The 23,765-nt window shown below is 65.8% G+C and carries 20 protein-coding genes; 10 read left to right on the forward strand and 10 right to left on the reverse strand.

Going from position 1 to position 23,765, the window contains the following annotated elements; all coding sequences use genetic code 11:
- Window positions 1–18: 18 nt before the first annotated feature.
- From manD to Q9R31_RS15730, 3 genes are all read right to left on the reverse strand, one after another.
- Window positions 19–1,230 carry a D-mannonate dehydratase ManD gene (gene manD / locus Q9R31_RS15720; protein ID WP_311263647.1) on the reverse strand — a complete coding sequence of 404 codons (1,212 nt, stop codon included), beginning with the start codon at window positions 1,228–1,230 and terminating at the stop codon, window positions 19–21.
- 117 nt (window positions 1,231–1,347) lie between these two features.
- Complete coding sequence (locus Q9R31_RS15725; RefSeq protein WP_311263648.1) at window positions 1,348–2,376, reverse strand: L-idonate 5-dehydrogenase; 1,029 nt, start codon at window positions 2,374–2,376, stop codon at window positions 1,348–1,350.
- Window positions 2,373–3,767: an MFS transporter gene (locus Q9R31_RS15730; RefSeq protein WP_311263649.1), complete on the reverse strand. Its 1,395-nt coding sequence runs from the start codon at window positions 3,765–3,767 to the stop codon at window positions 2,373–2,375. The genes Q9R31_RS15725 and Q9R31_RS15730 overlap by 4 nt, the downstream gene beginning before the upstream one ends.
- Window positions 3,768–3,954: 187 nt before the next feature.
- Here Q9R31_RS15730 and Q9R31_RS15735 point away from each other — a divergent pair, with 187 nt between their 5' ends.
- Both Q9R31_RS15735 and Q9R31_RS15740 read left to right on the forward strand, forming a co-directional pair.
- Complete coding sequence (locus tag Q9R31_RS15735) at window positions 3,955–4,680, forward strand: GntR family transcriptional regulator (RefSeq protein WP_311263650.1); 726 nt, start codon at window positions 3,955–3,957, stop codon at window positions 4,678–4,680.
- A 136-nt stretch (window positions 4,681–4,816) separates the two neighbouring features.
- A complete protein-coding gene (locus Q9R31_RS15740; RefSeq protein ID WP_311263651.1) occupies window positions 4,817–8,497 on the forward strand; it encodes a TM0106 family RecB-like putative nuclease in 3,681 nt (1,226 codons plus the stop codon).
- A gap of 32 nt (window positions 8,498–8,529) precedes the next feature.
- On the opposite strand, the gene Q9R31_RS15745 is transcribed toward Q9R31_RS15740, so the two are convergent.
- The 3 genes from Q9R31_RS15745 to Q9R31_RS15755 all read right to left on the reverse strand — a co-directional run bounded on the left by Q9R31_RS15745 (window position 8,530) and on the right by Q9R31_RS15755 (window position 11,196).
- Window positions 8,530–8,844: an acylphosphatase gene (locus tag Q9R31_RS15745; RefSeq protein ID WP_311263652.1), complete on the reverse strand. Its 315-nt coding sequence runs from the start codon at window positions 8,842–8,844 to the stop codon at window positions 8,530–8,532.
- Window positions 8,845–8,949: 105 nt separating this feature from the next.
- Window positions 8,950–9,900, reverse strand: coding sequence for a glycosidase (locus tag Q9R31_RS15750; RefSeq protein ID WP_311263653.1), 951 nt, complete (start codon window positions 9,898–9,900; stop codon window positions 8,950–8,952).
- A 261-nt stretch (window positions 9,901–10,161) separates the two neighbouring features.
- Complete coding sequence (locus Q9R31_RS15755) at window positions 10,162–11,196, reverse strand: adenosine deaminase (protein WP_311263781.1); 1,035 nt, start codon at window positions 11,194–11,196, stop codon at window positions 10,162–10,164.
- Between the two features lie 338 nt (window positions 11,197–11,534).
- Here Q9R31_RS15755 and Q9R31_RS15760 point away from each other — a divergent pair, with 338 nt between their 5' ends.
- Window positions 11,535–12,185: a transglycosylase family protein gene (locus tag Q9R31_RS15760; RefSeq protein ID WP_311263654.1), complete on the forward strand. Its 651-nt coding sequence runs from the start codon at window positions 11,535–11,537 to the stop codon at window positions 12,183–12,185.
- Between the two features lie 179 nt (window positions 12,186–12,364).
- Here Q9R31_RS15760 and Q9R31_RS15765 read toward each other — a convergent pair whose 3' ends face one another.
- Window positions 12,365–12,952: a hypothetical protein gene (locus tag Q9R31_RS15765; RefSeq protein WP_311263655.1), complete on the reverse strand. Its 588-nt coding sequence runs from the start codon at window positions 12,950–12,952 to the stop codon at window positions 12,365–12,367.
- Between the two features lie 156 nt (window positions 12,953–13,108).
- Between Q9R31_RS15765 and Q9R31_RS15770 the strand changes: the two genes are divergently transcribed.
- The 6 genes from Q9R31_RS15770 to Q9R31_RS15795 all read left to right on the forward strand — a co-directional run bounded on the left by Q9R31_RS15770 (window position 13,109) and on the right by Q9R31_RS15795 (window position 19,096).
- Entirely contained in the window at window positions 13,109–14,032 is a 924-nt protein-coding gene (locus Q9R31_RS15770; protein WP_311263656.1) for an MSMEG_6728 family protein, read from the forward strand.
- Between the two features lie 3 nt (window positions 14,033–14,035).
- Window positions 14,036–14,896 carry an SDR family oxidoreductase gene (locus Q9R31_RS15775; RefSeq protein ID WP_311263657.1) on the forward strand — a complete coding sequence of 287 codons (861 nt, stop codon included), beginning with the start codon at window positions 14,036–14,038 and terminating at the stop codon, window positions 14,894–14,896.
- A gap of 68 nt (window positions 14,897–14,964) precedes the next feature.
- Window positions 14,965–15,360: a DUF1622 domain-containing protein gene (locus Q9R31_RS15780; RefSeq protein WP_311263658.1), complete on the forward strand. Its 396-nt coding sequence runs from the start codon at window positions 14,965–14,967 to the stop codon at window positions 15,358–15,360.
- A gap of 477 nt (window positions 15,361–15,837) precedes the next feature.
- Window positions 15,838–17,424 (forward strand): DUF222 domain-containing protein, encoded by a 1,587-nt coding sequence (locus Q9R31_RS15785; RefSeq protein WP_311263659.1) that lies wholly within the window; start codon window positions 15,838–15,840, stop codon window positions 17,422–17,424.
- A 9-nt stretch (window positions 17,425–17,433) separates the two neighbouring features.
- Window positions 17,434–18,213 carry an isocitrate lyase/phosphoenolpyruvate mutase family protein gene (locus Q9R31_RS15790; protein ID WP_311263660.1) on the forward strand — a complete coding sequence of 260 codons (780 nt, stop codon included), beginning with the start codon at window positions 17,434–17,436 and terminating at the stop codon, window positions 18,211–18,213.
- Window positions 18,214–18,277: 64 nt separating this feature from the next.
- Entirely contained in the window at window positions 18,278–19,096 is an 819-nt protein-coding gene (locus Q9R31_RS15795) for a YqjF family protein (protein ID WP_397428259.1), read from the forward strand.
- Here the strand turns inward: Q9R31_RS15795 and Q9R31_RS15800 are convergent.
- A complete protein-coding gene (locus Q9R31_RS15800; protein WP_311263661.1) occupies window positions 19,093–19,428 on the reverse strand; it encodes a hypothetical protein in 336 nt (111 codons plus the stop codon). The two genes, Q9R31_RS15795 and Q9R31_RS15800, sit on opposite strands and share 4 nt — an antisense overlap.
- Window positions 19,429–19,474: 46 nt before the next feature.
- Window positions 19,475–21,943: a Tex family protein gene (locus Q9R31_RS15805; protein ID WP_397428264.1), complete on the reverse strand. Its 2,469-nt coding sequence runs from the start codon at window positions 21,941–21,943 to the stop codon at window positions 19,475–19,477.
- A 137-nt stretch (window positions 21,944–22,080) separates the two neighbouring features.
- Between Q9R31_RS15805 and Q9R31_RS15810 the strand changes: the two genes are divergently transcribed.
- Entirely contained in the window at window positions 22,081–22,398 is a 318-nt protein-coding gene (locus tag Q9R31_RS15810; protein WP_311263783.1) for a hypothetical protein, read from the forward strand.
- Window positions 22,399–22,630: 232 nt separating this feature from the next.
- Here Q9R31_RS15810 and Q9R31_RS15815 read toward each other — a convergent pair whose 3' ends face one another.
- Window positions 22,631–23,701: an alkene reductase gene (locus Q9R31_RS15815; RefSeq protein ID WP_311263663.1), complete on the reverse strand. Its 1,071-nt coding sequence runs from the start codon at window positions 23,699–23,701 to the stop codon at window positions 22,631–22,633.
- Window positions 23,702–23,765: the final 64 nt, after the last annotated feature.

Raw genomic sequence — 23,765 nt, forward strand, 5'->3', positions numbered from 1 at the left:
ATTCTTGGGCTGCAGGTTTCACCAGTCGTGCACCGATCCGTCCAGGCGCCGGTTCACGGGCAGGTATTTGGGGTCGAAGGGGAAGCGCGCGGCAGCTTCCTCGTCAAACTGAACGCCCAGGCCGGGGACGTCGCCTGGATGCATGTAGCCGTCGGCGAAGGTGTAGGAAGTCTTGAAGACTTCACCCGCGGGGTCGCGGTGGCCCATGTATTCCTGGATGCCGAAATTGGGGATGCTCATGTCCACGTGCAGCGCAGCCGCGAACGAGACCGGGGACAAGTCGCCGGCACCGTGGGATCCTGAGCGCACGCCGTAGAGGTCTGCCAGCGAAAAGATCCGGCGCAGGTGCGTGATGCCGCCGGCGTGGGAAACGGAGGTGCGGATGTAGTCGATCAACCGTTCCGTGATGAGTTGCTGGCAGTCCCAGATCGAGTTGAATACTTCCCCCACGGCAACGGGCGTGGTGGTGTGCTGGCGGATCAGCCGGAATGCGGACTGGTCCTCGGCCGGGGTTGGATCCTCGATCCAGAACGGCCGGTACTGCTCCAGGGAAGCGCCCAAGCGGCCCGCCTCAATGGGCGTCAGCCGGTGGTGCACGTCGTGCAGGACGTGGACGCCGTAGCCGAACTGTTCGCGGACGTGGGCCATCATCTTCGGGGCGAAGTCCAGGTAGGCGGTGGTCTCCCAGGTGTCTTCCTGGGGCACGTTGCTGCTGGCCGGCTCGTACAGCTTTCCGTCCACGGGGGCGATGCCGTAGGTCTTGTCCAGGCCCGGCACGGCCGCCTGGGCGCGGATGGCCTTGTAGCCAAGGTCCAGGTGGTACTGGAAGTCTGCGCTCAGGTCTTCAAGAGTAGTGCCGCTGGCGTGGCCGTAGACCATGACGCCCTCGCGGGCCGCGCCGCCCAGGAGTTCATAGACGGGCATGCCTGCGGCCTTGCCCTTGATGTCCCAGAGCGCGACGTCGATCGCGGCGATGGCGGTCATGGTCACCGGGCCGCGGCGCCAGTAGGCGCCCTTGTAGAAGTACTGCCAGGCGTCCTCGATGCGGCGGGCGTCTCGGCCGATGAGCAGCGGGCAGAGGTGCTCCGAGAGATAGGATGCTACAGCCAGCTCGCGGCCGTTAAGGGTGGCGTCGCCGATGCCGGTGATGCCGTCCTCGGTTTCTATTACGAGCGTGACGTAGTTCCGTCCGGGCGACGAAACCACAACCCGTGCGTCGGTGATCTTCACTGGGGAGTCCTTCAGATATTGGGAGCTGGTACAAGTAGGTCGCAGTAAGTGTCGTTATGAGCCGCCATCACGACACTTACTGCTACTCAGTTGGGTGGGTGGGGGATGTTCGGGGTGTCAGTCCGTGCTGAGGCGGAGCATGACCTTGCTGCTGCCGGCTGTCGGGTCCGCGGCGGTCTGCATGGCTCGCTGCGCGTCGTCGATGCCGAACCTATGGGTAATCACGGGTGAGACGTCCAGGCCGTCCTTCATGGCCTCCAACGCATCGGTGATCTCGTCCACGAACCGGTAGGACCCGATCCAGGTGATCTCCCGGGTGACCAGGTCCCCCAGGGCGGAAGCTGCCGGCGTCCCGGGCAGGTTGCCCACCTGGACGACGGTGCCGCCGCGGGCCGTGGCGCGCAGGACTCCGCCCAGGACCGCCGGTATCCCGGTGGCCTCGAAGACAAGCTCCAAGTCTGCCGGAAGAGGCTTGTCCGAAACGTTCAGCACCTCATCCGCGCCCATCGCCTGGGCAATGCGCAGAGACGCGTCGCTGATGTCGGTGGCAATCACGGTCCGCGCTCCGGCGTACTTGGCGGCCGCTGTGACCAGCGACCCGATGGGTCCGGCACCGTTGACCAGCACGTCGCGGCCTTGAAGGCTGCCGGCACGGCTGACTGCATGCATGGCGACGGCGAGCGGTTCCGCCAGGGCCCCGCGCAGCGTGTCCACCCCGTCGGGCAGCGGACGGACCTGGAATGCCTTGGCGAGCTTGCGTTCGCTGAAGCCGCCGTCGGTGTGGGGGTCGAACGCCGCCGAGCCGAAGTAGCGGATCTGCGGGTAGAGGTTGGTCCGCCCGGCCAGGCGTGCGGGCATGGCTCCATCCCCCACCAGTTCCGCGGGGTGCACGGTCACGGGCTGGCCTATTTCGAGGTTCTCGACGCCGGGACCCAGCCTGGCGATCCGGCCCGCCACTTCGTGCCCCAGGACGAGCGGTGACTTCAGTGCTGCGGTCCCGGACGCTCCGTGGCGCCAGTACGAAAGGTCACTTCCGCAGATGCCGCCCCATTCGACGTCGAGCACTACCTCTCCCGGGCCGGGAACCGGCTCCGGCCTGTCATCGATGCGAAGATCGTTGGCGCCGTGGACGACAACGGCTTTCATACGGCGTCCTCGAGGCGGACCATGTCGCGGCCGCGGACCTCGGGGCCAACGGCAGCGGAAACCAGGGTGATCAGGGAGTAGCCGATGACCATTGCGGCCAGCGGCCACCAGTGTCCGGTGACGGCGGTGAGGGTGGCTGCCAGCAGCGGACCGATGGCAGTGGCCAGGATGCCGCCGATTTCCTTGGCGAGGGCCAGTTGGGTGAAGCGGGTGCGGGCGCCGAAGAACTCTGCCATGGTGACGCTTTCCATGGCGAACAGACTCAGCACGCCGAGGTTCAGTCCGATGACCATGGCGATGGTGATGAGAGCGGCGTTGCCGCTGGTGATCATGAGCATCATCGGGATGGCGTAGAGGGCAGTGAGGGCGCTGAGCACCAGGTACAGCGGGCGGCGGCCGAAGCGGTCACCCAGGAGGCCCACCAGCGGGATGGTGAGGAAGCCGAGGAGCGAGCCATACATGATCGCGTTGGTGCCAACGCTCTTATCCGTCATCAACACCGTGGCCAGGTAACCCACCAGGAAGGTCTGCACCAGTCCGGAGTTGCCGGCCTGGCCGAAGCGCAGGCCGAGTGCGATCAGGAAAGACTTGCCCTTCTTCTGGTGCAGGGCAGCTTCGATGGTGCTGGTTCCTGCGAGCTCGGGAGCTTTGGCTGCATTCTTGATCTTGTCCTTGGTGAGAGCCACGCCGTCCACCACGTCGGCGCGCTGTTCGAAGACCGGGCTTTCCTTGATGGAGCGGCGGATCCAGACGGCGAACAGCATGATCACGAAGCTGGCCAGGAATGGAATACGCCAGCCCCAGCTCAACAGGTCCTCCTGCGAAAGCGAGCTGACCAGGATGGCCCACAACGCCGAGGCGCCAAGGGTGCCGGAGTTGGTGCCAAGGCAAACCAGGGAGGAGATGATGCCGCGACGGCGTGCCGACGCGAACTCCGCCAGCATAACCGTGGCACCCGCGATTTCCGCGCCGGCTCCGAAGCCCTGGATGAGGCGCAGGGCCACCAGGAGGATGGGCGCCCAGATGCCCACCATGGCGTAGGTGGGAAGAACACCGATCAGGGTGGTGGAGGCACCCATCAAGGCGATGGTGATGTACAGGACCTTCTTGCGGCCGATCCTGTCACCCATGCGGCCGAAGTAGACAGCGCCGAAGAGGCGGGCCACGTAGCCCACGCCATAGGTGGCCATGGCTGCAATCAGGCCGATGACGGGGCTGACGTCAGGGAAAAAGATCTTGTTGAAGACGATGGCTGCTGCCAGGGAGTAGAGCTGGAAGTCCATGAATTCCATGGCGGTGCCGAGCCAGCCGGAGACGGCCACCTTGGCAAGGTCGCGGGTGTTCCGGGCCTCGGCCCGGCTGCTGGTGGGCGGGGCAATGCTTTCGGTCATCGGTTGCTCCTTTGCAGGTGATGCTGTCGAACGGGAGTGAAGAGTGCGGAGGAATGTAAACGGCGGAAAGCTGTGGACCGGACGGCAGGACCCTTGGATTGGCAGGGCGCCAGTCACCGGCAGCACGTCGATTCAACTACCATACAAGCACTACCATTCTAGTGTGTCAACGGGCTAGACTAATTCCATGGCAACGGACAAAAGAGGCGCTTCGCCCCGGCTTTCGGTACGCGACCAAACCCTCGAGACGCTCCGCACCCGGATCATTTCGCTGCAACTGCCCCCGGGCGAGCCGTTGTCTGAGAACGAGTTGGCGCAGGAACTGGGCGTCAGCCGCACGCCCGTGCGCGAAAGCCTCATCCTGCTCCGGGAGGAAGGGCTCGTTCAGGTCTTTCCTCAGATCGGCTCCTTCGTCTCACTGGTGGACCTGGCACGCGTCTCCGAAGCGCAGTTCATCCGCGAGGCCATCGAGTGCGCTTCGCTCCGCGATCTTGACGTGGACACTGCGGGCATCGCAAGCCTGCGGGGAATCCTGCAGGCACAGACCGATGCTGACGCTGCCGGTAACGTGGAAGAATTCTTCCGGTTGGACGAAGACTTCCACCGGGAACTCCTGCGCCTGGCGGGACACGAATCCGCTTGGAGCGCGGTCAACTCGGCCAAGGCGCACCTGGACCGGGCGCGCCGGATGAGCCTGCTGGACACCCGGCCTGTTTCCACGTTGATCGAACAGCACACGGCCGTGGTGGACGCGTTGGAAGCCAACGACCCTACCGATGCGGACAGCAGCCTGCGGCTTCACCTCCGCGCCGTCTTCGAGGATGTCCAGCGGATCCAGGAGTCCACCCCCGAACTGTTTTCCGACGGCGCAGCCCAGCGTCCCTCACGGCGGAGTGTTGCTCGCCTCGCCTAGCTGGAATCCTGTCCGTTCCCTGCCTGGTCGACTGGCGTACGTCACGACCCGGGACCTGTTTGTCAGTCCCTCTTGCTAGGTTTGATTCCAAGCCAGGAGAACAGTCTCCGGGCCCGCAAACAGTTGGGGAGGCCCCGTGTTTCTGCTGGACGCTGCCGGTAGTCATGCCGGATCCGCCACGCCACCAGACCTGGTTTTCTCAGCCAGCGACCTTGTAGCTGCTGCCGAGTGTGAATACCGCACGCTCCGAATCCTGGACGAAAAGCTGGGACGCGTTCCCAAGGCAGAATTCCCCGCTGACGAAATGCAGAAGCGCGCCGGTGAGTTGGGCGACCGGCATGAGCAGACCGTGCTCGCCAGCCTGGTGGCCAAGTACGGTGCCTGGGACCCCAGCCGCGGTTCGGGAGTCTACTCGCTGGAGCGCGGCCAGAACCTGCGTGGCGAGCTTCAGGCAAAACACGCGGAGACCGAACTCGCCCTCCGGTCCGGAGCGGACGTCGTGTTCCAGGCCACCTTCTTCGACGGCGAATTCCTTGGCTATGCGGATTTCCTGGTGAACGAGGCCGCCGGCACCGGGAACCCGGGCCGGTACGAGGTCTGGGACACCAAGCTGGCCCGGCACGCCAAGGTAGGGGCCCTGCTGCAGCTGGCGGCCTACGGTGATCAGCTCCTCGGGATGGGGTTGGATCCCTCGCCCGTTGTCACGCTGGTGCTCGGCACCCGGCTTGGTGACGATTGGCTGCGGAGCAGCCATTCCCTGCCGGACCTGCTGCCCGTCTTCCGCGAACGACGGCGGCGCTTCCGCCAGCTCACAGCCAGCCACCGGGCTGCTGATGCCCCGGTGCAGTGGCGGCAGGACGGCGTCGTGCATTGCGGGCGCTGCGACTTCTGCGCTGAACAGGTGCAGTTGCACAGGGACCTTCTAATGGTTGCGGGCATGTCTGTTGTCCAGCGGCGGAAACTTCACGCTGCAAACATCACCACCATTGATGAACTGGCGGCCATGCCAGCCGACCAGGCCAGGAACTCCGTGGTCCGGCTCCGCGCTCAGGCACGGATGCAGCTGGGCCTGGACCAACCGGCGGGCTCGCGGACGTTAGCCAAGGATGGCCAGCCGCATACGGTCTCCTACACGGTCCTGCCGGACAACACCATCGCATCGCTGCCTGTGCCGAGCGCCGGGGACATCTTTTTCGACTTCGAGGGCGATCCGCTGTGGCAGGACCCGGCCACCGGTGCCTGGGGCATCGAGTACCTCTTTGGCGTCATCGAGGCGCCGGTGGCGGGTGCGGAAAGTGAGCCGGTATTCCGCCCATTCTGGGCACACTCCCGCTCCGGGGAACGCCGCGCCTTCCTGGACTTCCTGGAGTACGTGGAGGAGCGGCGTGCCCGGTACCCGGACATGCACGTCTACCACTACGCTCCCTACGAAAAGACGGCGCTGCGGAATCTTTCCCTCGCGCACCAGGCCGGTGAGGACACGGTGGATGACTGGCTCCGGCAGGGGCTGCTGGTGGATCTGTATGCAACGGTGCGCCATTCCATCCGGATCTCGGAGGCGTCGTACTCCATCAAGAAGCTGGAACCGCTGTACATGGGCGACAACCTTCGCTCCGGTGACGTCAAGGACGCCGGCGCTTCCGTGGTGGCCTATGCCGCCTACTGTGCCGCCCGTGATGAGGGGCGCCAGGACGAAGCCGACGCCATCCTGGCTTCGATTTCCGACTACAACCAGTACGACTGCCTCTCCACCCTTCGGCTGCGGGACTGGTTGCTTGAGTTGGGAGCTGGAGCCGGCGTCCCTGCTGAAGATGGTGGTAATCCACTTCGCCTGCTGGAGACTGCGAACCCAATTGATACCGTTCCAGGGCCAGCCCAGGTGCCGGCCCCGCCAACAACTGCTGCCGCTGATGATGCAGCCCCTGCCGCCGAGACGCCTGAAGAAGGCAGGCTCCGCGAATATCTTGCCGGGCTGCCGGACAACCGCCCCTGGACTGACGATGAGCGCGCCATCGCCATGGTGGCCGCCGCCACGGGCTATCACCGGCGTGAGCGCAAGCAGTTCTGGTGGCAGCACTTCGACCGGGTCGAGGCACCGCTGGAAAACTGGTCCGACCAGCGGAACGTGTTCGTTGTGTCGTCAGCGGAAGTCGTTTCTGATTGGGCGTTGGCCAAGCCCCGGGAACGGATGCGGACCCGCGTCCTGAAGCTGCGGGGCACCATGACGGAGGGTTCCGATTTCCGTGCCGACTCCAACTGGTGCCGGCTGTACGACGCCCCGGGGCCTGATGGCATGACCGCTCCGGAGGCTGCCCCGGGGACCAGGGCATACTCGTTCGGGACCAGGATCAGCGAACTGGAGGCCACGCCCGAGGGCCCGGAACACTTCATTACTATTGCGGAACGCGAAACCGGGAAGGTTCGCGCCTATCCGCACCTGCCGGTGGCACTAACCGAGGACCAGCCCCTGGCCACCGCCAGCATTGAAGCAGCCATTGCGGAAATAGCAGGGGCAGTCGGTGGCTCGGTGCCGACCCTCCCCGCGCAGCCGGGCCTGGACATCCTGCGTAAGCTGCCGCCGCGGTTCCGCGCGCTGACCGGGCCGTCAGAAGTCCACCATGCTGACGATGGCACCGCCGATTACGCAGGGGCCATTACCGCATCCTTGCGCGATTTGGACCACTCATATTTAGCCGTCCAAGGGCCGCCGGGGACGGGCAAGACCTACGTTGGGGCCCATGTCATCGGCAGGCTGGTGGCTGAGGGCTGGAAGGTCGGCGTAGTGGCCCAGTCCCACAATGTGGTGGAAAACCTGCTCTGCCGGGCCATCGAGACCGGCGGAGTGGATCCGCGGGCGGTGGCCAAGAAACTGGCCGCGCCGCATGACGTTCCCTGGCGCCACACCTCCGAAGGCGACGTGTCCCGGCTGCTGACATCTCCGGGTGGATGCCTGGTGGGCGGCACCGCCTGGACTATGACCGGCAGGGAGGTCCCCGCCGCGTCCCTTGATCTCCTGGTCATTGACGAGGCCGGCCAGTTCTCGCTGGCCAATACCCTGGCGGTCAGCCGCGCCGCGTCCAGGCTGCTCCTGCTCGGCGACCCACAGCAGCTGCCGCAGGTGACCCAGGGCGCGCACCCTGAACCCGTCGACGAGTCCGCCCTGGGCTGGCTCGCGGCCGGGCATGCCACTCTTCCGGCGAGCCTGGGTTACTTTCTCGCCGATACCTGGCGGATGCATCCGGAGCTGTGCCGGGCAGTGTCGAATCTCAGCTATGAGGGAAAACTGACGTCCGCTCCTGCCACGTCCCTCCGCGACCTGGAGGTCCTGGCATCCGGAGTGGAGACGGTGTTCGTCAACCACAGCGGCAACACCACCTCATCGAAGGAAGAAGCCGTGGAAGTGGTTCGCCAGGCCCGCCGCCACCTGGGCCTGAAATGGACCTGCGGCCCGGACAGCGAAGCCCGTCCGCTGGACCAGCAGGATCTGCTGGTGGTGGCCGCCTACAACGCCCAGGTCCATCTGATCCGCAAGCACCTGGCAGAGGCAGGGCTGCCTGAGGTTCGGGTGGGCACGGTGGACAAGTTCCAGGGCCAGGAAGCTCCGGTGGTGCTGGTTTCCATGGCATGTTCGGCGGTGTCAGAGGCTCCCCGCGGCGCGGAGTTCCTGCTCAACCGGAATCGCATCAACGTGGCCGTTTCGCGCGGCCAGTGGCGCGCCGTCATCATCCGCTCCCCCGAACTCACCAGCTACATGCCACACAAACCGGCCGGGCTGGAGGAGCTGGGGGCCTTTATCGGCCTGAGCCCGCGGGAATAGTGCGGGTACGTTCCGGGGCGGCGAAACGGGTTTCAGTGCGCCCGGAAGCCGCGGAATTTTCCTGAAGCCTCGGACATGGAGGCCTCCACGTCGTCCACGCGGCCAGGTGTGCGGCCGGAGTTGAGCCCCTCCAGGAGTTGGCGCACCTTCGACTCCGGCCCCTCAGCCACGACCGAAACCGAACCGTCGTCGAGGTTCCTCACCTCACCCGACAACCCAAGTTCCTCAGCCTGGCCCATTGTCCAGAAGCGGAAGCCCACAGCCTGCACCGTCCCGGACACGCGGGCGTCCAGCCGAACATTGTCCTGCGCTTGATTCCCGTGCGTCGGACTATCGTGCCTGCCCATGGTGGGCCTCCTCATTCGCAACTTCGCTTCCCAACCGGGCAGCGCGATCTGTCGGCATGTGGTTCCAAAAGACAGTTCGCGCCGGCCCGGCCGGGTGGGCAGCCGTTAGTTGATGGTGATGTCGCGGGTGGCGTGGTTGTAGCGGATGGTCACCGTGCCGCCGGTGTGGTGCAGTTCGTGGTTGGGACCGTCGAACGTGCCGAAGGCACCGTAGTTCTCCGTCCAGGATCGGTTCAGGGCGATCTTGAAGGTGTAGTAGCCGGCGGGAAGCTCGGCGCTCTTCTTCCACAGCTGGTCCAGGAAGTCGAACTCCATCTGTGCTTCGTCGTACTGCGGTGCCCAGTTCTCCGGTGCGCCCAGGATGGTGTTGAAGTCACCAGCCACGGCCACAGCTTCGGGCTGCGGAAGGGTCTCGACGTCCGGGCCCTCGAACGGCTCGTCGGCGGCGGAGGTTCCGGCAGGGGCCGCAGCGGAGGCGGTTTCGGTCTTGTCCTTGGCGGACGCCTTGCCCTTGCGGACTGCCTTCACCACAGGCTCCACGGCGTCTTCGATCGCCTTGGCTGCCTTGCCCACAGCCGACGCGGCTTTCTTCGCGGGAGCCTTCTTGGCGGTCTTCTTCGGAGCTTCCTCCTTGGCCGGAACCTGCAGCGTTGCCGCGGCGGCGGAAACCGGCCGGACAAAGCCTTCGGGAGCCGTGGGAACGGGAGTGCCGGCAGGGACGGGCGTGCCGGCGTCGAGCGCTGCTGCGAAGGAGTCAACGTCGGGGAAGGCGACCGTGGCGCGCATGCCGTCCTCGGTGATGGTCCAGCCTGAGCGGCCCTTGACCAGCCAGCCGGCCTTGACCAGTTTCGCGGTGGCCGAGGTGAGGGTCTTGTGGCCGCGCGGGATGCCGCCGCTGAGCAGTTCTGCCTCGTGCTCGGTGAACGGCACGCGGGCAGTTGCTTCCGCCAGGACCTGGCCTGCATTCAGTGCATCGCCGGACCACACGCCTTCGGTCAGGACATCCAGCACGGTCTTGAGTCGAAGGTAGGTGTTTTCTGCGGTGGACTTGGCCATGATTCCCCTTATATAAAAGCGATCGGTCTTAGGCATCTTGCCAACAGCCCATTAAATCGCGCGACTTTAACTGGTTAACTCTGCGTGTCGTGACCGACTATGAAGCGGATGGTGCCGCAAGTGAGGCGGAGGTCTCGGGTAAGGGCCGTCTGCATAACCCTCAAGCGCTGACATGGGTGCTGCGTTGCACTCCCCAGACACGCCTGCGGCACTTAGTTTACCGGGCCGAAAGACCGGCTGTTGCCCCCGACACAGCAGCGGTCACTCGGACACTTCCCTGCCGTTCAATTCCGCCAGCAGTTCGGCCTTCCGCTCCTCCGGTGCGAAGGAGGAATGGATGGAGTTCGCTGCGAGGCGCGCCTTGTCGAAATCAGAGAGGTCAAAAACAGAAGTCAGCTGCGCGAAGTTGTCATCCACGTAGCCGCCGAAGTAGGCAGGATCGTCCGAGTTGACCGAAACGTTCAGTCCCGCGGCCAGCATCGCCGGCAGCGGATGGGCGGCCAGGGTGTCCACGGCACGGAGCCGGACGTTGGACAGGGGGCAGACTGTCAGGGGAATGCGGGCGTCCACAAGGCGCTCCACGAGGTCGGGATCGTCCATGCAGCGGATTCCATGGTCAATCCGTTCCACGCCCAGGAGGTCCAGGGCTTCGATGATGTACGACGCCGGGCCCTCCTCCCCCGCGTGCGCCGTCAACCGCAGGCCGGCTTCACGCGCCTTCGCGTACAGCCGTTCGAACTTGGACGGCGGGTTTCCCACTTCGGCTGAGTCCAGGCCGATGGCGCCGATGGGTGCGTCCATGGCCAGCAGCCGGTCCAGTACTTCCAGGGCCGAGTCCTCCGGCAGGTCGCGCAGGAAGGCCGCGATCAGGAGAGTGGAAATGCCGTACTCCTCCTCCGACGTCGCCAGCACCGATGCCACACCGTTGATGCACGCCTCCAGGGGAATGCCGCGGGAGAGGTGCGCCTGCGGGTCCATCATGATTTCCGCGTGCCGGACTCCGGCGGCAGCAGCCCGCTCCAGGTAGGCCCGGGTCATGTCCGCGAAGTCCTGCTCGGTACGCAGCACAGCCATGTTCGCGTAGTAGAGGTCCAGGAAGGACTGCAGGTCCGTGAACTGATACTTCCCGCGGAGTTCGTCCAGTCCGGAATACGGCAGCGCAATGCCGTTGCGTTCGGCCAAGGCAAAGATGAGCTCGGGCTGCAGCGTGCCTTCGATGTGCAGGTGCAGTTCTGCCACCGGCAGAGGCTTGGCAGGGACTGCGGGCTCCGCGAGGTCCGTATCGGTTTCGGGCATGGTGCTGCCGGCGGCAAAGTTGTCCATCCGGTCAGGATAGTGCCCCTCCCGGTTTCGCGCCTTCCCGGGACTTCGAGGCCCTGCGACCGGCCGGCGTGACAGGGCCATGGGCGCCCTCCCGACACACCGGCTGGAATCTCGATTTGATAACGGCGAAGTGATGTCCTAGCGTGAAATGCAGGCCCGTTCGGCGGGCTCTTTGATTGCCCGGTGCTGCCTCCACCAGAACTGCCCAGCGGCAGCCACCGACAGTGACCTCTATTCGTCAGGGGCGGGCAGTGGCGCGACGATCTCCGGGGACGGAACCAGCGCTGGTGGCCTTCAGGAGCATCACCATCATGAAAAACACCAAATTCCGTACTGCCGCACGCCGCGGAGTCACCCTGGCCGCCGTCTCCGCGGCAGGTTTGGCACTTTCAGCCACGGCGGCCAACGCAGCCACCCCCACGTCCACCTGGGATGCACTCGCGCAGTGCGAGAGCGGCGGCAACTGGTCCATTAACACCGGCAACGGCTTCTCCGGCGGCCTGCAGTTCACCTCCAGCACGTGGTCAGCCTACGGCGGAACCGGGTCCCCCGAGAATGCCAGCCGTGAGCAGCAGATCGCGGTAGCCGAGAGGGTGCAGGCCTCCCAGGGCTGGGGCGCCTGGCCGTCCTGCTCATCCCAGCTCGGCCTGAGCGGCGGCGGCGGAGCACCGGTCCAGAGCGCGCCGGTCCAGGCCGCCCCGGTCCAGGCTGCTCCGGTGCAAAGCACCCAGGTCCAAAGCACCCAGGTCCGAAGTGCTCCGGTCCAGCAGGCACCTCGGCACGCCACGTCGGTAGCCCTTAGCGGCGAGACTTACACCCTGCAGGCCGGGGATACCTTGAGCACTGTTGCCCAGAAGCTGGGTATCCAGGGCGGCTGGCAGCATCTTGCCGACGCCAACCTGGACACCATTTCGGATCCGAACCTCGTGTTCGAGGGACAGGTCATCCAGCTTCCCGCTTAGCACCCGCGGCAGCGTTACCGGCTATGGCCGCCCCGCCTTCCTGAGGGCGCCACATACAGGTCGGCGATAGACAAATTCCGTTGACCAAAAGAGCGACGCCGGCACACCCCCACAAGGGATGTGCCGGCGTCGCTCTTGAATTTACTGAGCCGCTGCCGGAGCGGGCAGTGAGGAGACAGTCAGCTGCCCGGCAGTTCGCGGACGATCCGCACCTTCCAGGCGGCGTCGTCGCTGGTGTCCAGCAGGGCAACCGTGCCGTGCGCAAGGTTCAGGGCGACCCGCTTGACGGCGAGCAACTCCAGGTAGAGGTGCTCGTTCATGCGGGTGGGGGTGTCGATCATGTACTTCACGGCGTCGCGTATCTTGCGGTAGTTGGCGCTGCGTTCGCGGTGCATGTGCAGCTCCAGGGCGGAGCGCTGCTTGAGCCGCGGCTCATGCCGGTTGAGCAGCGTCACGGCTGCATGGACTGCAACAACAAGGGTGAGCGAAACTCCGTAAATCCACCAGCCGCTGGACAGCAGGAACAGCGGCAGGTTGCCAATGGCCACGAGCGCAATTACCACCCGAAGGGCGGCAATCCTCCGGACCGTCCTGGCAACGGCGGCCATTCCGTCGCGGAACCTGTGCTGGTCCTTGCGCGCGGCGGCGGGGTCGATGGTGAACTCGTCGAGGACCAGGATTCCCTGGGCTTCCGGGCCCAGCATCTGCCCGTAGCGGGGCAGGGCGGTGCGGGCGTGGGTGACGGCTTTGTCAGATGTAGATGTCATGAGAGAGCTTCCGAAACGCGGTTGGGGTTGCGGCGATCTTAGTGGTTTAACCTGGACGCCGTATGCATGCGTCCACTATTTGGACAGATGCGGCTCATTGATGTGGCAGCTGGCACAGCAATTGGCACTTCCGCCGGGGACCGTCAGACTGAATGGATGCAAACCTTCCTCCCTTACCCTGACTTCCGGCAAAGCGCCAAAGCCCTGGACACCGCACGGCTGGGCAAGCAGCGGGTCGAAGCGCTGCAAACCCTCCGGGCGCTGGTGATCCCGGGATACGGCTGGCAGACCCACCCGGCGATCCGTATGTGGATGGGCCATGTGCCAGCCCTCACCATGTACGGACTGGCAATGGTTGACGAGTGGACCGAGCGTGGCCACCCGGACAACACCCGCGCGAACATCGCCGAGTTCGCACCGCAGGCCGCCCATCCGGACTACGCCGCCAAAATTGTCCTGCCGCCTTGGCTCGGTGACCCCGACTTCCACCTGAGCCACCGTTCGAAGCTGGTGCACAAAGAACCGAAGTTCTACACCTCTGTCTTCCCGGACGCCGTTCCGGACATGGATTACGTCTGGCCGGAGCCCCGGCACGAATTCCTGCCGCAGGAGCCGGAAGGGGACATTCTGTGGATCCTGCGGGAGCCGCATGACGACGTCGACCCCCAGCGGCTGACCACAGTGGCGCTCCCGCCGGTAAACCGGAGCGCTGCTGCCGCGGCGGCGATGTCCGCCGGCGGAGACGACGGCTATTCCCCCGTTTACGTGGACGACGGTTCTCGCCGGCCGTCCCGTGCCCCTAAGAAGGCGCCGCCGAAGCCGCAGGCTAAGAAGCCCACCCGCAAGCGCATGGCGCAGGAGGAGGCGTTCCGGACCCTCCCGGGGAAGACGCCGGTTGCCGTTCCGTTCGAGAACGGGGCCACGTTCGCGGTGGGCCAGGTGGTGGGGCGCCCCATCACGCTTGATGACGGCCGCTTCGGCAGGAACTTCGAGGTCATTGAGATCATCGACCGCTCCGCGTTCGCCTACCCTGCCCTGTTGCAGGACCCCCGAGTGTTCTTCCCGGTGGAGGCCCCGTAGGCCATGACGATCCTTATGGCCGGGTGCGGCGACCTGGGCACGGAGGCGGGGCTCAGGCTCGCTGAATTGGGGCACAGGGTCGTGGGATGGCGCCGGTCCCCCGCAAAGCTGCCGGCAGCCATCGAAGGAGCTGCGGCAGACTTGGGATCGCCGCACCTGCCGCCCGTCCCGGCGGACACCACCGCCGTCGTCATTGCTGTAGCCGCTGATTCCGCATCCGAGGAGGCATACCGCGCAGCGTATGTACGCGGGGTGGCACACGTCCTGGACGCACTCGAGCGTGATGGAGTGGCTCCTCACCGGATCATCTTCGTCTCCTCAACGGCTGTCTACGGCGATGCGGGCGGCGGCTGGGTGGATGAAGCCACGCCGCCTAACCCCGGTGGTTTCTCCGGGCGTGTGCTGGTGGAGGCCGAGGAGCTCCTGCATGCCAGGCTTGCGGGTACGGGCACTCCCGGCACGGCGCTCAGGCTGGGCGGCATTTACGGGCCTGGCAGGACCCGATTGATAGACCAGGTGGAAACAGGCGCTGCAGTCATCCCCGAAGACGTGCGCTACACCAATCGGATCCATCGTGACGACGCCGCGGCTGCCATCGTGCACCTCGCCACAATGGCAGATTCACCCGCGCCTGCTTATGTCGGAGTGGACAATGAGGCCGCCGACCTTGGGTCCGTTTTGCGGTTCCTTGCAGCCGAACTTGGCCTTTCTGAACCCCCGGTGGGTGACGCCGGTCCCGCCCGTGGAGGCAACAAGCGCTGCCGCAACGACCTGCTCCGCAGCACCGGGTTTACCCTCACGTTTCCCACGTTCAGAGAAGGGTACCGGGACGTCATCGCAGGGAACGGCATCCGCCATCCGTGACGGAGGCTGCCGTCCAGTAGGTTACAGCCAGGTGGCCGCGGGACGCCTGGCCCGAGGTAAGGCGAGGCATGGATTTTCGGCAGGTCATTGAGACGGTTGGGCAACTGGTCGATTTCGCAGGCGTCGCAGTGATGGTGATTGGAGCCGTGGTTTCCCTCCCGCTGGCCGCCCGTGGCCATCAGCCGCGGCAGCTTCCAGCGGGGGCGGAGAAATTGAGCTTCTACCGGTCCTACCGGCAGCTACTGGGCCGGTCCATCCTGCTGGGCCTCGAACTGCTCGTCGCCGCCGATATTATCCGCACCGTTGCCGTCACGCCCACATTCGTCAGCGTCGGGGTGCTGGCCGTCATCGTGTTGATCAGGACGTTCCTCAGCTTCTCCCTGGAACTGGAAATCACAGGGCGCTGGCCATGGCAAAAGGAGGCCTCCGCGACCGGTTCCGGCTCCCCCGTTCCAGAGGCATAAGCGCGGCTGTTCGGGTTTTTCCACATAGGGGCTTGGGCGGGTCCTGATTGTCGGTGGTGGCTGGCAGAGTGGGGTTATGGAGGCCATTGGGGAAGATCTTGGGAAGGCGTACGACGCCGGCAGTTGGCTGCCGCGCCCGGCCCACCTTCATGCCGTCCCCGGGGAGGCGCCGGCCACCGGGGAGCCTTCAGCGCAGTCCCTGAGTCTGACAGCTGCCGCGGCACCTGCCGTACGGGCTTTGTTGGGCGGGCTGGCTGGGCAGCTTGCGGCCACTGCCCTGGCCGCCCCGGACGTGCTGGCCTCCGCCTCCTATGTTGAGGCCGCCGATTTCGCCGGCGGCGTCGAGGAACTGGTCCGGACCGCGGAATACCTGCAAATCCTCTCGGCCGACGCTGTGGACCGGACCCGCACCCAGGCCATCAGCGACGCCGCCACAGCCAAAACCCGCGCCACCCGGTCCCGGGGCTGGACCACCGGATGGGACGCCAACGGTGTCGAAACCCTGAACACCGGACCTCAAGCTGTGAACGAGACCGACGCCGAGTGGCCCGCCCCGGCCGCCACACCCGACCAGCCCTCCCGGCCCGGCCCCTCGTGGCGTCCCCGGCGGATGACGGGTGCCGGAACACCGCAGAGTTCCTCCGGCTGCGGCTGCGGATTCCCATCCGCGAAGCCCGCCGCCGCCTCACCCTCGCCCGGCACGTCCTCCCCGCCACCAGCCTCACCGGCGAACCACTCCCACCGGCCCGGCCCCACCTCGCCGCAGCCCTCACCCCCGGCACGCAGCCAACCACCGACCCCGGAACCACCGCCGACCCCGGAATCACCGGCGAGCCGGTGAGCACGGCCGGGCCAGGGCAGGGCCCGGCCGTGTCCTCGCACGCCGCTACCATCATCACCGCCACCCTGGACCGGCTCCACCACCACACCACCGAAGAAACCGTGGACCGGATCGAGCACCACCTCACCCGCGCCGCCGCCACCGCCGACCCCGACTTCCTCACCCGCCTGGCCCAACGCTGGACCGACACCATCGACGCCGACGGCACCGAACCCACCGAAGAAGCCCTCCACCACACTCAAGGCGCCTTCATCCGCAAACCCCGCCACGGCCTGCACCACGTCGAAATCTTCGCCACCACCGACCAATACGAACACCTCCTCACCGTCATGAACACCGCCACCAACCCCCGCACCACCACCCCCGACACCACCAACAAGGCCACCAGCGCCAGGGACACCAGTGCCGGGGCCACGGGCACCGGTAACGACGGCAGCCCAGGCGCAGGCACGGGTGCCGGGGGCCGCCCCACGGCGAACAACCAAGCCGACCACACCGTCCCGGTTGACCTGGACTTGCGTACCCGCGCCCAAAAACAACTCGACGGCATCATCACCGCCGCCAAAACAGCCCTCGCCACCAACACCCTGCCCACCACCGGCGGCAACCGGCCCCAGATCATCGCCACCATCCACTACCAGGACCTCTTCCCCGAAACCCCCACCACACCCGCAGGCACCACAGAACCCGCCACGGCCGGACGGCCGGAAGCAGGCACCGGAACACCAGCAGGACCAGCAGCGGGCAGGGCCACAGGGACCGGGACCTTCGCGTTCACCGGGCCCGTCGCCGCGGCCACCCTGCGCAAAACAGCCTGCGACGCCGACATCATCCCCGCCCTCCTGGGCACCCACGGCGAAATTCTCGACCTCGGCCGCAAAACCCGCCTCTTCACCCCAGCCCAACGAACCGCCCTCACCGCCCGCGACCAAGGCTGCGCCTTCCCCAACTGCACCATCCCCGCCCCCTGGTGCGAAGCCCACCACATCACCTACTGGTCACACGCAGGACCCACCACCACCAACAACGGCGTCCTGCTCTGCAGCCACCACCACCACCTCATCCACAAAGAACAATGGAAAATCACCACCACCCACAACACACCCATGTTCATCCCCCCACCCCACATCGACCCCACCCAAACACCCCAACAAAACCACTACTTCAAACCACCACCACCCCCCACTCACGGGAGTGAATCTTGCCCAACAGCCGTCGGTTAGGCTTCACCCATGACTGAAACCAGCAGTGCCAAAGCCTCCGAACTGCGCCGCCTTCACCATGCCCCTGAGATCCTCCAGGTGGTCAACGTGTGGGATGCCATCACCGCCAAAGTCATCACGGACGTTCCAGGAACCACTGCCCTCGCAACGGCAAGCCACTCCATAGCCGCAACACTCGGCTACAAGGACGGCGAGAATATTCCCGTCGACGAGATGATCGGCTTCGTGGGCCGCATAGCTGCGGCCACCCACCTGCCCGTAAGCGCGGACCTTGAGTCCGGTTACGGCAACCCTGGGGAGACCACCCGCAAGGCCGTTGGCGTCGGGATCGTCGGGGCAAACATCGAGGACCAGATGCGCCCACTCACGGACGCCGTCAACCAGATGGCTGCCGTTGTTCATGCCGGCGCTGCAGAAGGAATCGACTTTGTCCTGAACGCGCGGACCGACGCCTTCCTGAAGGGGAAGGACCGTGAGCCCGAGGATGTACTTGCGGATGCCATCGAACGCGGCAAGGCATTCCTTGATGTCGGTGCCACCACTGTCTTTGTACCCGGACTCCTGGACGAGCCAACGGTCACAGCGCTGGTAGCGGGCATCGGCTGGAACAAGGTCTCGGTCATCAACATCCCCGGTTCCCTACCGCCGGCCAAGCTGCAGGAACTGGGCGTTGCGCGCATCTCGTACGGTCCATGGACGCAGAGGGTAGCCCTGACCGCCCTCGCCGACGCAGCCGCAGCGCTTCTTGCAGGTGGCCAGCTTCCGCAGGACACACGCCCCTTGAACTAGGGGAAACGGCAGCTGGCGAACTGCAAGCGTCAGCAGCTGGACCGAGCGAAGGAGTGGAAGAACCTTGACGGAGAACTTGAGCGCCGCAGAACTGTGGCCCCAGCCGCCAAAACTACCGGCGCCGGTATTCTCCGACCAGCGGTGGCTTGACGCCGTGTTCCTCCACTGGCGAACCCCGGAGGCAGTGGCGGCCACGTTTATGCCTGACGGAGTCCAACCGGATGTGTTCGATGGCAGTTCCTGGGTAGGTCTCATCGGATTTCGCATGGTCCAAGCCGGACTCGGGCACGGCCCCGGCATTCCCTATCTGGGAAACTTCAATGAAGTCAACGTCCGGCTTTACTCACGTGAGCCGGACGGGACCCGCGGGGTAGTGTTCCTGAGCCTGGATGCCGACCGGCTCCCCGTCGTCGTGGCAACGCGGGCAGTGGGAATTCCGTACGTATGGTCGCGCATCCGGCAATGGCCGCCCTTTCCCGGCAGTAGCGGCGGGCGGCTGCATGGCAACGTTGGGACCGCTGCCGGCAGCACCGGCGAGCTTCCGGTCGGTTATTCCGTCCACCGGTTCGGCGGCAGCGCTGCCCGCAGCCACTTCGGCGTCGTCCCCAAGCTGCGTGCCGCGGCCAGCGATCCCCTCTCGATCTTCCTGACTGCGAGGTTTGGCATGCACGGCCGCTTCCACGGCAGAACCGTGTACGTTCCGAATAGTCATCACGAGTGGCCACTGTTTGACGCGGATGTCCACAGGCTCAGCGACGGATTGATCGCAGCCGCCGGCATCAGCGTGAGCGGGCCGCCCGAGTCGGTCCTTTACTCACCGGGAGTCCGGACGCGGTTCGGCAGGCCCCGCCTGCTCGGGACTGGCGGCTGGATGGGCGGCTAGAAGCTTACGTCCTGGGCGTCCTGCCAGCCCGCGCCCTCGCTGAACGTACTTACCAGCGTACCCACCCCTGCCTGGAGGGAGTTGGACGGGTCGAAGTACAGCGATGCTTCCGATGCACGGCTGTGGGTGATCAACTGCTCAGCCTCAAGCTTCGCCTCGGGCACAGTGGCACCGATAATGCCGGTGCGGGCCGGGAGGTTGGGCGTGTGCACCACTTCGGCGGACGTCTGGGTCAGCGGAACCGTGGTGCCGGAGTTGATCTCGTCGTGCGGGAACTCGAACTCGGCATCACCGGGGGCGGCAGGAACGGTGTACTCCAGAAAATAGGTCATACTCCACCCTTGCAGAAAATCCGCCGCTGCCAAAAGGCCCGGAGGGCTACTTGCCCAGTCCGGCCTTCCTGAGCGCCTCGGCCATTGCCGTGTTGACGGGCTGCGGTGCAGGAGTGGAACGGCCGCTGCCGCCGGTCCTGCCGGATGGTTGCTTCCCCTGCTGTTGCCGCTCCGGGCGTCCGCTGCGCTCACCCTTTCCGCCGCCCGCTCCCCTCCGGTTATCGCTCCCGCCCGGCTTCGCGGGCACAGGCTGCCCGGACCCCGGCTGGGCTGAACCGCGCCGTCCGGAACCTGTACTGCCGCCGGCCGTTTCGTCGTCGAGTCTTAAGGTCAGCGAGATCCGCTTCCGCTCCGGATCAGCCTCCAGGACCTTCACCCGGACCACCTGGCCGGACTTCACCACCTCCCGCGGATCGGACACAAAGCGGTTCGCCAGGGCGGAGACGTGGACCAGGCCGTCCTGGTGGACTCCGATGTCAACGAAGGCACCGAATGCAGCAACATTGGTCACGGTTCCCTCGAGAATCATGCCGGGCACCAGGTCAGCGATCTTTTCGATCCCCTCAGAGAATGTGGCGGCGGCAAAGGCGGGCCGGGGGTCGCGCCCGGGCTTGTCCAGCTCAGCGAGGATATCCCGGACCGTCGGCAGCCCGAAGGTGTCGTCAACGAATTTCTGCGGATCCAGGGATGATGCCGGTGCCGGGCCGGCGGCCACCAGGATCTTGCGCGCCACAGCGTAGGCCTCCGGGTGCACGCTCGACGCGTCCAGCGGCTCCGATCCCCCGGTGATCCTCAGGAAGCCGGCGCACTGTTCGAACGCCTTGGTGCCCAGCCGCGGTACTTTCTTGAGGTCCGACCGTTTGTTGAAGGGGCCGTGCTCATTCCGGTAGGCCACAATGTTTTCGCTCAGCAAGGGTCCGACGCCGGCCACCCGGCTCAGCAGCGCGGGCGAGGCCGTGTTGACGTCAACCCCCACGGCGTTCACGCAGTCTTCCACCACGGCGTCGAGGCTCCGGTCCAGCTTCGACGCCGTTACGTCGTGCTGGTACTGGCCCACGCCGATGGATTTGGGGTCTATCTTGACGAGTTCGGCAAGCGGATCCTGCAGGCGTCGGGCAATGGAGACGGCGCCGCGGAGTGAGACGTCCATTCCCGGCAGTTCCGCGGCAGCGAGCGCGGAAGCAGAGTAGACGGACGCGCCGGCCTCGGACACCACGAGTTTCTGCGGTTTCCGGTCGACGTCGGGCAGCAGCTTGATCAGTTCGGCAGCCAGTTTGTCCGTTTCCCGCGACGCCGTGCCGTTGCCGATAGCTATGAGTTCGACGGCGTGCTGCCGCGCCAAACGCACCAGGGTGGCCAGGGCGTCATCCCACTTCCGCGCCGGGGCGTGGGGATAGACCGTGTCAGTGGCCACCACCTTGCCGGTGCCGTCCACCACGGCGACTTTGACCCCGGTCCGCAGTCCGGGATCGAGGCCCAGTGTGGCACGGTTTCCGGCAGGGGCGGCCAGCAGGACGTCCCGGAGGTTGGCGGCGAAGACCCGGACCGCTTCGTCTTCCGCCAAGGCGAACAACCTGGCACGAAGGTCAGAGGTAAGGCGGGACAGGACGCGGGAGCGCCAGGCCACCTGCGCGGTCTGCATCAGCCATGCGTCGGCGGGCCGGCCGCGGTCGGCGACCCCGAGGAACCGGGCCACCGCGGACTCGTAGCGGGCGCGGGCGGCGGTGAGTCCGGCGTCGTCCGTTGGGTCGGCTTCGGCGAGGTCCAGCTCGAGGATGCCATCTTTCTCCCCGCGGAACAGCGCAAGGACCCGGTGGGACGGCATCCTGTCCGGCGACTGGGCGAACTCAAAGTAGTCCGCAAACTTCTGGCCTTCCGCCTCTTTGCCCTTCTTGACGCGCGACACCATCCGGCCCTGGGTCCACAGCCGGTCCCGCAAAGTTTCGGCCAGGTCGGGATCCTGGGCCACCCGCTCCACCAGGATGGCCCGGGCACCTGCGAGCGCGGCGGCCGCTTCATCAATGGAATGTCCGCTGTTGAGATACTTCGCGGCCTCGCGCTCCGGATCCAGGTCCGGCCGCTTCAAGAGCGTGTCCGCGAGCGGCTCCAGGCCCGCTTCCCGGGCGATCTGCGCCTTGGTCCGCCGCTTGGACTTGAACGGCAGGTAGATGTCCTCGAGCCGCGACTTGGTATCCGCTGCCAGGATCGCCTTGCGCAGTTCCGGCGTCAGCTGGCCCTGCGCCTCGATCGCTTCGAGGACTGCACGACGGCGGTCTGCAAGCTCGCGGAGGTAGCGGAGCCGCTCGTCGAGGTCACGGAGTTGGGTGTCGTCCAGTGTCCCGGTGGCCTCCTTGCGGTACCGGGCGATAAACGGAACCGTTGACCCGCCGTCGAGCAATTCAACAGCCGCTTTCACCTGCCAGGCCTTGACCCCCAGCTCGGCAGCGATTTGGGCAAAGATGGCGTCCGGCTCGGATGCGCTGGAGCGGGCGGATGCGGGGGCAGGTGCAGGCAGTTGAGTCACCAGAACATCTTGCCCTACCGGCCTGCGGGGCTCCACTGCTGCGGTGCCCGGGGAGGTGCCGCTGGGAGAAACAGGTATTCCCCTGGGGCCGGCAAAGTGCTGTAGTGGTCATGCCATCACTGGCACCCATGCTCGAGGAAGAGGCCACCATGCGGGAATTGCTGGTTGTGTTCCAGGACGGGTTCGACGAGGCGAACGTCACCGTAACCGTGAACGGGAAGGCAGTGCGGAGGGACTTGGGGATCTCCACGAATCCGCTTCTCGGCATCGCGTCAGAGGTATCCGTAGAGCTGCCGGCTAAGGGTGCACAGGTTGGAGTCGAGGTCACCAACCGTGGCCTGAAAGCCATCACCAAGGTCAGCGGCAGGCCCAAAAGCGTGCTGGTGTCCATCGAGGACGGACGCTTGGTGATGAAGGAAGGCACCGGCCGCGAAGCGGTGCTTTAGCCCATTTTCCGGCCTGGAAAACTGGCTCTGGTAAGAGTCCATTCGATGGAGTAGCATCTGATCACCGCCGGCATCCGATGGAGTCCGGCGGGCCATATAAGTCTTCAGCCGGGAGGCCGTCGGATGGCCCCGCGGCTCTGCTGCCCGGGACCAGCACCCCAGACAGCCAACGACGGCGGCACCCATCATGGGTGCCGCCGTCGTCGCTTGTTCAACTCGGCCTATCGGCTTCTTAGCCCTGGTAGACCGGGTAATCCGTGTAACCGGTGGCGCCGTCCGCGTAGAACGTGGAAGCGTCCGGCTCGTTCAGCGGAAGGCTTTCCTTCCAGCGGCGGGCAAGGTCCGGGTTGGCGATTGCGGGGCGGCCCACCACGACAGCGTCCGCGTGGCCGTCAGCCACAAGGCTCACGGCTTCTTCCCGCGTGGTGATCACACCGAATCCTGTGTTGACCAGGAAGGTGCCGCCGAAGCGTGCGCGGAGGTCCTGGACGAGTTCGCCGGCAGGTTCGTGGTGCAGGATGCTCAGGTACGCCAGGTTGAGCGGGGCAATGCTGTCCAGGAGGACCTCGTAGGTGGCGCGAACATCGGCGGCGTCGGTCTCCGCAATGCCCTGGACGTTGTGCTCGGGGGAAATGCGCAGGCCCACCCGGTTTGCGCCGAGGGCTGCGACCACGGCATTGACGGTTTCGATAACAAAGCGGGCGCGGCTCTCGGGTGATCCGCCGTAGCTGTCCGTCCGGAGGTTGGAATTCGGCGCCAGGAATTCGTGCAGGAGGTAACCGTTGGCCGAGTGCAGTTCCACGCCGTCGAACCCGGCCTCCATGGCGTTCAGGGAGGCGTTGACGATTTCCTGGATGACCATGGGGAGTTCGTCGGTGGTGAGGGCGTGCGGTACCGGGTAGGGCTGTTTGCCGGCCGGTGTCCGGACGATGCCGTCAATTGCTACAGCGCTGGGACCGACGACTGGAACGCCCCCGATGATGTCCGGGTGTGAAACCCGGCCGCCGTGCATGATCTGGGCGAACATGCGGCCGCCTTCAGCGTGGACTGCATCCGTGACCTTCTTCCACCCCGCAACCTGCTCTTGGGTCACGATTCCGGGCTGCCCGGGGTAGGCCTGCCCGGCGGGGGTGGGGTAGATGCCCTCGCTGACGATTAGGCCAAGCGATGCACGCTGGCGGTAGTGCTCGACGACGAGCGGGCCCGGGACGCCGTCCTCACCCGCGCGGAGGCGGGTCAGGGGTGCCATCACCAGTCGGTTGGGAAGTTCAAGTTCACCGAGGATGAGTGGGGAAAACAGCATGCGCAGTTCCTTTCGAAGGCTGAAGACGTACTGCCTAGGCCAACTGTGGGGCGCGTGCAACTAT

The sequence above is a fragment of the Pseudarthrobacter sp. BRE9 genome (assembly GCF_031844305.1).
Classification (GTDB): Bacteria; Actinomycetota; Actinomycetes; order Actinomycetales; family Micrococcaceae; genus Arthrobacter.

Coding starts and splice junctions, on each gene's coding strand:
- Q9R31_RS15725 (WP_311263648.1), bottom strand. CDS start 2,376: ATGAAAGCCGTTGTCGTCCACGGCGCCAACGATCTTCGCATCGATGAC.
- Q9R31_RS15730 (WP_311263649.1), bottom strand. CDS start 3,767: ATGACCGAAAGCATTGCCCCGCCCACCAGCAGCCGGGCCGAGGCCCGG.
- Q9R31_RS15735 (WP_311263650.1), top strand. CDS start 3,955: ATGGCAACGGACAAAAGAGGCGCTTCGCCCCGGCTTTCGGTACGCGAC.
- Q9R31_RS15745 (WP_311263652.1), bottom strand. CDS start 8,844: ATGGGCAGGCACGATAGTCCGACGCACGGGAATCAAGCGCAGGACAAT.
- Q9R31_RS15750 (WP_311263653.1), bottom strand. CDS start 9,900: ATGGCCAAGTCCACCGCAGAAAACACCTACCTTCGACTCAAGACCGTG.
- Q9R31_RS15755 (WP_311263781.1), bottom strand. CDS start 11,196: ATGCCCGAAACCGATACGGACCTCGCGGAGCCCGCAGTCCCTGCCAAG.
- Q9R31_RS15760 (WP_311263654.1), top strand. CDS start 11,535: ATGAAAAACACCAAATTCCGTACTGCCGCACGCCGCGGAGTCACCCTG.
- Q9R31_RS15765 (WP_311263655.1), bottom strand. CDS start 12,952: ATGACATCTACATCTGACAAAGCCGTCACCCACGCCCGCACCGCCCTG.
- Q9R31_RS15770 (WP_311263656.1), top strand. CDS start 13,109: ATGCAAACCTTCCTCCCTTACCCTGACTTCCGGCAAAGCGCCAAAGCC.
- Q9R31_RS15775 (WP_311263657.1), top strand. CDS start 14,036: ATGACGATCCTTATGGCCGGGTGCGGCGACCTGGGCACGGAGGCGGGG.
- Q9R31_RS15780 (WP_311263658.1), top strand. CDS start 14,965: ATGGATTTTCGGCAGGTCATTGAGACGGTTGGGCAACTGGTCGATTTC.
- Q9R31_RS15785 (WP_311263659.1), top strand. CDS start 15,838: ATGGGACGCCAACGGTGTCGAAACCCTGAACACCGGACCTCAAGCTGT.
- Q9R31_RS15790 (WP_311263660.1), top strand. CDS start 17,434: ATGACTGAAACCAGCAGTGCCAAAGCCTCCGAACTGCGCCGCCTTCAC.
- Q9R31_RS15800 (WP_311263661.1), bottom strand. CDS start 19,428: ATGACCTATTTTCTGGAGTACACCGTTCCTGCCGCCCCCGGTGATGCC.
- Q9R31_RS15810 (WP_311263783.1), top strand. CDS start 22,081: ATGCTCGAGGAAGAGGCCACCATGCGGGAATTGCTGGTTGTGTTCCAG.
- Q9R31_RS15815 (WP_311263663.1), bottom strand. CDS start 23,701: ATGCTGTTTTCCCCACTCATCCTCGGTGAACTTGAACTTCCCAACCGA.